At 73.7% G+C, this 6019-nt stretch carries 14 protein-coding genes; all 14 read right to left on the bottom strand.

Going from position 1 to position 6019, the window contains the following annotated elements:
* Nucleotide 1 precedes the first annotated feature (1 nt).
* Nucleotides 2–178 (bottom strand): hypothetical protein, encoded by a 177-nt coding sequence (locus AOK24_RS49350; RefSeq protein WP_167376880.1) that lies wholly within the window; start codon nucleotides 176–178, stop codon nucleotides 2–4.
* Nucleotides 178–660 (bottom strand): hypothetical protein, encoded by a 483-nt coding sequence (locus AOK24_RS32145; RefSeq protein ID WP_055723552.1) that lies wholly within the window; start codon nucleotides 658–660, stop codon nucleotides 178–180. Before AOK24_RS32145 ends, AOK24_RS49350 begins: the two co-directional genes overlap by 1 nt.
* Nucleotides 660–863 (bottom strand): hypothetical protein, encoded by a 204-nt coding sequence (locus tag AOK24_RS32140; protein ID WP_055723551.1) that lies wholly within the window; start codon nucleotides 861–863, stop codon nucleotides 660–662. Before AOK24_RS32140 ends, AOK24_RS32145 begins: the two co-directional genes overlap by 1 nt.
* Nucleotides 864–888: 25 nt before the next feature.
* On the bottom strand, nucleotides 889–1146 hold the full coding sequence (locus AOK24_RS32135) for a hypothetical protein (protein WP_055723550.1): 258 nt from the start codon (nucleotides 1144–1146) through the stop codon (nucleotides 889–891).
* Entirely contained in the window at nucleotides 1143–1589 is a 447-nt protein-coding gene (locus AOK24_RS32130) for an ASCH domain-containing protein (protein ID WP_055723549.1), read from the bottom strand. Before AOK24_RS32130 ends, AOK24_RS32135 begins: the two co-directional genes overlap by 4 nt.
* Nucleotides 1586–1918, bottom strand: a complete 333-nt coding sequence (locus AOK24_RS32125; RefSeq protein ID WP_055723548.1) for a hypothetical protein — start codon at nucleotides 1916–1918, stop codon at nucleotides 1586–1588. Before AOK24_RS32125 ends, AOK24_RS32130 begins: the two co-directional genes overlap by 4 nt.
* Before the next feature lie 90 nt (nucleotides 1919–2008).
* The gene (locus tag AOK24_RS32120; protein WP_055723547.1) at nucleotides 2009–2305 is read right to left on the bottom strand and encodes a hypothetical protein; all 297 of its coding nucleotides are present in this window, start codon (nucleotides 2303–2305) and stop codon (nucleotides 2009–2011) included.
* Between the two features lie 138 nt (nucleotides 2306–2443).
* The gene (locus AOK24_RS32115; RefSeq protein ID WP_055723546.1) at nucleotides 2444–2644 is read right to left on the bottom strand and encodes a hypothetical protein; all 201 of its coding nucleotides are present in this window, start codon (nucleotides 2642–2644) and stop codon (nucleotides 2444–2446) included.
* Nucleotides 2641–3627 (bottom strand): ATP-binding protein, encoded by a 987-nt coding sequence (locus tag AOK24_RS32110; protein WP_055723545.1) that lies wholly within the window; start codon nucleotides 3625–3627, stop codon nucleotides 2641–2643. The genes AOK24_RS32115 and AOK24_RS32110 overlap by 4 nt, the downstream gene beginning before the upstream one ends.
* Nucleotides 3624–3965, bottom strand: a complete 342-nt coding sequence (locus AOK24_RS49860; protein ID WP_055723544.1) for a hypothetical protein — start codon at nucleotides 3963–3965, stop codon at nucleotides 3624–3626. Before AOK24_RS49860 ends, AOK24_RS32110 begins: the two co-directional genes overlap by 4 nt.
* On the bottom strand, nucleotides 3962–4540 hold the full coding sequence (locus tag AOK24_RS32100; RefSeq protein WP_055723543.1) for a hypothetical protein: 579 nt from the start codon (nucleotides 4538–4540) through the stop codon (nucleotides 3962–3964). Before AOK24_RS32100 ends, AOK24_RS49860 begins: the two co-directional genes overlap by 4 nt.
* Before the next feature lie 113 nt (nucleotides 4541–4653).
* A complete protein-coding gene (locus AOK24_RS32095) occupies nucleotides 4654–4887 on the bottom strand; it encodes a hypothetical protein (RefSeq protein WP_055723553.1) in 234 nt (77 codons plus the stop codon).
* A gap of 50 nt (nucleotides 4888–4937) precedes the next feature.
* A complete protein-coding gene (locus AOK24_RS32090) occupies nucleotides 4938–5468 on the bottom strand; it encodes a hypothetical protein (protein ID WP_055723542.1) in 531 nt (176 codons plus the stop codon).
* A gap of 28 nt (nucleotides 5469–5496) precedes the next feature.
* A complete protein-coding gene (locus tag AOK24_RS32085; protein ID WP_338060961.1) occupies nucleotides 5497–5916 on the bottom strand; it encodes an RRQRL motif-containing zinc-binding protein in 420 nt (139 codons plus the stop codon).
* Nucleotides 5917–6019: the final 103 nt, after the last annotated feature.

Genomic DNA, 6019 nt, shown 5'->3' with positions numbered 1-6019 from the left:
GCTACTGGGAGGTGGGGGTGACCACGAGGAACTGGTCGCTGCCGAGGTCCATCACGACGTGGGCGTCGGTGCCCTGGGCGCGCTGGGCGGCGGCGTATTCGTCGGCGGGCCAGGAGCCGCGGGGGTGGCCGGCGGGGAAGCGCTCCAGGACGGTCCGGGCGGGTGTGTCGGTGGCCATCAGGCGTCACCGCCGTTCACGCGCTGGTCGGTGTCGATGAGCGTGGTGATGGCGTCGGGGTTGTCGGCCAGGCCGACCCACCGGCCGCTCGCGGTGAAGACGGGGACCTGGTCGTGCTCTCCGTCGAAGACGACGACGTAGTCGGCGTACCGGTCGAGGACCATGTCGCTGAGGGCCGGGATGAGCGCGGTGTCCAGGACCTCCAGGTCGTCGACGGTGAGCCGGGCGGGTTCGCCGGGCACCGCCGGTTGGACCAGGGTGCCGGTCGCACGGAGCAGGTCGCCGGGCTGGATGCCGTTCAGCAGCTCGTGGGTGATCCGGGGGTTGTCGCTGGTGCAGGTGACGACCGTGTCGGGGGCGTCGTCGGCGAGCTCGTCGATGTCGGCGGGCCGGACGACCAGGTCGAAGGTGGCGGTGTCGCGCGGGCCGGGGACGGGGATCGCGGTGACCCAGCCGTCGACGGCGCAGTGCTTGGTGTCCATCAGCTGGCCTCCGCCAGGGTCTCGGTGGGGCGGGGGGAGCGGGGTCGGGTGGTGCGCTGGGCGATGTCCAGCAGCTCGCGGTTGCGTCGCTGCTGTTCGGGGGTGAGCGGGCGGGCCTTGGCGCCGTGGCTGTGCCAGAGCGGGGAGGCGGGCGGCTCGGGGTAGGCGAGGGAGTGGTCGACGTCGCGTTCGGTGCTGCTCATGGGGGCCTCCGTCGGGAGGGGAAGTTCAGGCGTGGTCCTTGCTCTTGCCGCTCTTGGGCGGGTCGGAGACGAACCGGGTCTCGCCGGGATTCCGCGCGTTCCAGAGCTCCGCGCACGTCTTGTGCACGGCCTCTCCGTCGTGGGACCTCAGCGGAGTGGTCTTCCGGCACAGCACGCACCGCTCGGGCCAGGCGAAGTGCCGGCCGTCGTGCCAGTCCAGGAGTTGGACCGGCACGGCGGGCGGCTCGGACGGTGCGGGTGCGGGGCGACGGCGGGTGCTCACGGACGCAGGTCGGGCAGCTGCTGACGCACCTGCGCGACCAGGTCCTCGGTGGGCTTCCAGGGCCCGAGCTGTCCGCGCGCGGGGATCGGCAGGGCGAGCTCCTGGACGTCGGTGAGCTCCAGGTGCCACCGGCCGGGCTCCGCCCACTCGGTGCAGGGCGGGGAGCCGTCCGGGTCCTGGTGGCATCCGGTCAGCCGGGCGACGCCGATCACGGCGCCGGTCGGCAGGTCGCGGCCGCGGATCGTACGGGCGACCAACGGCACGCGCAGGGCGGGCCGGTCGGTCTGCAGGCCCGCGTGCAGCAGCACCAGGCCGCGCCAGGACCAGGGCTTCGGGCGGTTCTCGATCGTCTTGGCCCCGGCGACGATGCAGGTGGTCCACGGCTGCCTGACGCTGATTCCGCGGATCCACTCGCCCGCCGGCGGAAGGGTTCCGGTGCTCATGCCGCTCGCCCCCGATTGATGGACGAAAGCGTGGTGGGCGCGGTCAGGTCGCGGGTGCCGAGGACACCGGTGGCCGCGGCGCCGACCGAGGCGGCCAGGCCGACGGCGCGGCCGTCCTCGAGGACGACGGCGTGCAGCATCCGGACCGGCTGCGCGAGACGCTGCTGGTCGACCATGACCACGGCCACGTCGTCGCGGCGGGCCAGCAGCCGACGGGCGCGGGCGGTGTGGGAGTCGCGGCGCAGCAGGCCGGTCAACAGCACGGCGGCGGTCGTCAGTTTGAGGATGCGCTGGCCGAACCGGCCCTGAAGGTGCGTGAGGGACGACATACTTGGGTTCTCCGTCTCGTCTCGTACGGGATGGATGGGCCCGGGGCAGCCGACGAAGCCGCCAAGCAGAGCGGCTGTCCCGGGGCGGAGCTACAGCGCGAAGCCGCTGCTGGTGCTGACGGGGTCGTTCCAGAGACCGGCCCGCGCGGCGGGCCACTCCATCTGCCAGCCGGGCCGAAGCCCGGCCGCTCCCCACAGGTCCGGCTGTTTGCCGGGGATCTCACGTCCGGCCGTGTGCGCGGCGAGCGCGGCGTCGTACACCTCGTGCGCGCGGCGCAGGGCCGTGGCGGGGGAGTCGGCGACGCCGGTGAAGACGTGCACGCCTCGCCGGGCCGGGTCGGTGGTGTCGTGTATCGGGACGTCAACCTCGTAGATCTTCAGGTGCATGACGTCCAGCTCCTCTCTGTGCTCGGTGGTGAGGGACCACCGCGACCGACCCGGCCTCCGTCGTGCTGGAGGCCGGGTCGGCACGGAGCGCCCGTCACGGCGGGCCGGTTTCCCGAACTCGGGGAACCGGCCCGCCGGTCAGAGGTCCAGGTGGATCGTGATGGGCCGCCGGGGATCACCGGCGGCGGTGTGGACGGTGCGGCGGTGCGCGGCGAGGCCGGCGGCTCCGCCCTGGATCGGCAGGTGGCAGTCGCGGCAGCCGTTCCACCACTCATCCCCGGCCGGGAGGTCGGCCGGGGTGAGCGGGTGCGGGTGCGGTCCGTCGTTGGCGCGGCTCACGCGCGTACCGCGTCCGCGTACTGCGCTTCCAGGTCGGCGCGGCCCTCGGGGTCGTCGGCCTGGAGGTCGTGGTCGTCGGCCTCCTGGTCGACGTCGTCGGGGCCGCCGTGGACGGTGCAGGCGATCTCCGGGTCGCTGTCCATGGCGCCGGTCAGCGCCTTGTGCAGGTCGGTGACCGAGTAGGCCGGTGCCCACGCCTGCCCGTCGCACTCCGGGTCGGCGGGGCACGGCACCAGGACGTCGAAGCCGAAGTCGCCCTCGCCGTCGACGTCCTCGCGCAGCGCCAGGGTGAGGGACTGCTGACCGAGGCGGAGCTCCGCGACACGGTCCCGGCCGGTCACCAGGTCCGAGCCCTGCCGCCACTGCCACAACGGCAGGATCTCCGGGCCGAAGAAGCGGCGGGCCAGCCACAGGTCGCCCAGGCCGTCGCTGCCGTCGCGCCCGAGGTCGGCCTCCCGCACCTGCGAGAGCCGCTTCAGGAACGGCTCCAGGCGGTACAGGGCGTCGGCGAAGACGATGGTGTTGAAGCCTTCGGCGGCGAGGCTCTGGTGGGCGTGGACCCTGGCCTGGTGCTGGGTGCGGACGGTGTCCTCGGGCACGCGCCGGTTGTCCGGCCGCGGTTCCTGCCGCTCCAGGCAGACGTCCAGCGGTGTGGCGACGACGACCGCGACGGTCGGCATGCCGTGCCGCTTGGCGGCCATCACCAGCTCCACCCGCACGGACTGCTCGCAATTGGTCGCGTCGATCACCGTGTTGAGCTTCCGGGCCATCCGGCGCTCCAGGATCAGCGCGAGGACGTCGGCGGCATCAGCCGTGGCGTCCTGCCGACCGGGGTCATCACTGACCACGCCCCGCAGGCCATCGAGGGAGAGGACCTGGGAGGCCGGCCAGGTGCGGGCCAGGGTCGACTTGCCCGCGCCGGAGGCGCCGATCAGCACGATCAGCCCGTTCTCGGGCAGGTCCGGGTACAGCACCGAGGTCATTCGGGAGCTCCTTGCGGGTCGAGGGAGCGGGCAGCCCAGTTCAGGCGCTGCCCGGCGTTGTCGGTGAGCAGCGCGGCGGCCTCGTGCAGGGGGCAGGAGGCGTCACCGTCGCGGTCGGGCTCGATCTGCTCCGCCCGCCGCGCGGCGGCGCTGACCAGCTGCGCGAGCATCGGAATGAGGCCGCCGGGGACGTCGACGTCCTCCTGGAGCTCGCGCAGGATCGCGGCGAGCTCCTGGCCGTCGACGTCGTCGGCGCTCAGGTCGTCCTGAACCTGCTGGAGGGCGAGCTGGGCGATACCGACCGCAGCGCGGACACGTTCGAGGCGGGTCCGGGTCACCGGCGGGCGCCGGGGCGGGTGGTGAGCCAGGTGGTGACGGCGGCGGCCGCGATGCCGATGGAGCGGTGCAGGGCCGCGTCCAGCTCCATCCACGCGCTGCCCGGCCCGGTGAGCTCCGAGGTGGCCTTGCCGTCGTCGTCGACACGGGCGGCCTTGCAGTGCTCGATGTAGCCGGTCTTGCCGGTCTTGCCCGCCAGCCACAGCAGAACGGCTCCGCGGTCGATCGCGGCGTGCGTCCCGGCGTTGATGGCCGTGCCGGCGAGCAGCGCGGCCGGGGTGACGCGGTAGCCGAACGCGCGGGTGATCGCGACGGTCGCCCCGAGCTGCACGGCGGTGTACGAGGCGACGTGGCAGGCGACCGCGCGCCGCCCGAGGGCACTGGTGGTCATGGTCGGGCGGGTGGAGTCCGGGTCGGCGGGGGAGCCGTCGGCGTGGACCAGGTCCTCGCCGTACAGGCGCTTACGCGAAGCCGTCTTCGATCCCTGCACCCAGTGGTCACACAGCGGGTGCAGCTCGCCGAAGGTGGCGAGCAGGGTTCCGAAGAGAGCGAGACGCTCGATGGTGAGACGGGGCATGCTGGAGGTCTCCTGATCTCGAAGAGGGTGAGGGAGCGGGGTGGCCGGCCCTTTGCCGATGCGCGGCCACCCGGCGGTCCCGACCCCGGCCACATCGGCCGGGGTCGGGTCGTTCAGAACGGGGGTTCGTCCGGCCAGGGGTCCCGGACGGGCAGGAGCCGGATGCGCAGCTCGCGCCGGGTAGCCCAGCAGCCGCACGCCTCCATCTCCGGGTTCGCGCCGCCGGTCCACCAGCCGCCCGCACCCCGGCAGTCGGGGCAGGAGCGGCGGGGCTGGGGCGTCAGCTCGATGCGGTGCCGGTCGGCGTACAGCCGCCAGTGGCCGACCTTGAGGACTGCGGCGGCCATGACGGGCACGGCCACGGCGACGGCCAGGACGGCGGTTCGGGCGCGCACCGTCAGAGCCGGGCGAAGGGCTGGACGGTGAAGCGGACGCCCTCCCCGGAGTCGGCGGGGGTCTCGGTGAGGAAGCCGGGGTCGGCCTGCGCCATGTCGCTCAGCGCGGCCTTGATCCAGTCGGTGGGGCGCTGGAGGTCGACGCGCAGAGCGTTGAACTCCGACAGGCGCACCGGGTGCGGCTTGGTGCCGTAGCGGCGGGCCCACAGCCGGGTGCGGATCAGCTTGGCGGCCTCGGTGTCGTCGGGCCGGGCGGGCACCCCGCGCGGCACCGCCCGGCAGGCGGCGGCGTGCGCGTTGGCGTCGCCGGCGGCCTCCGCCTCCGTCATCACGTTGCCCGCGCTGTTGCGGTCCGCGCGGTGGGTGCAGCCCAGGCACGCGGTGGCGTAGCGCGGGGTGCCCCGGTCGGTGACGGCGGTGTAGACGAGGACGGTCGCGCCCTCCAGCGCCCGGTAGCGCTGGGAGACGACCGTGCCCTCCGGCGTCCAGGTCTCGGGAGCGGGCGCGGGGGCGGTGCGGGTGAACAGTGGCACGGTGACTCTCCTTGACGGGGTTCGTTGATCAGGCGGCCAGCTGGTGAACGGCCGGGGCCGGGAGGATCATGAGGCTGCTGGGGTCGACGGGGGTTCCGTCGAAGCACTCCAGGCAGCAGCCGAGTTTTTTCGAGAGGCAGATGTAGAACCGCCTCCGGCACTGGCCACAGGTCTGCCGAGCTGCCATCGCCTGATCGAGGGCCCACTCCTGAGCGAGCGTCGGCACGCGCTTGGGCACGGCCAGGTCGACGCGGAGCAGGTAGCCGCGGGTGGGGTGACGGCAGGACCACTGCGGGCGAGTCGCGCACAGCCGACAGCGCAGGATCGCGACCGGGCCCTCGTTGCCGCCGGGGCTCAGGCCCATCTCCCGTAACTGCCGCCTGGTCACGAGCCCTTCGGGCACCGTGCTGCGGTCGTACTCGGGCAGCGTCGCGTTCTCGCGCGGCACCCCGGGTCACCTCGCGGCGGCGGCGCTTCTTCCTCGGGCGTGGCATCACCTGTTCCAGGCGCCGGGCAGCCGGTCGGGGCGGTGCGGGTAGCGGGGGCCGGGG

The sequence above is a fragment of the Streptomyces niveiscabiei genome (genome assembly GCF_001419795.1).
GTDB lineage: Bacteria > Actinomycetota > Actinomycetes > Streptomycetales > Streptomycetaceae > Streptomyces > Streptomyces niveiscabiei.
Note: the sequence above shows the minus strand (reverse complement) of the source record. Positions and strands in the feature narration are given on the sequence as shown.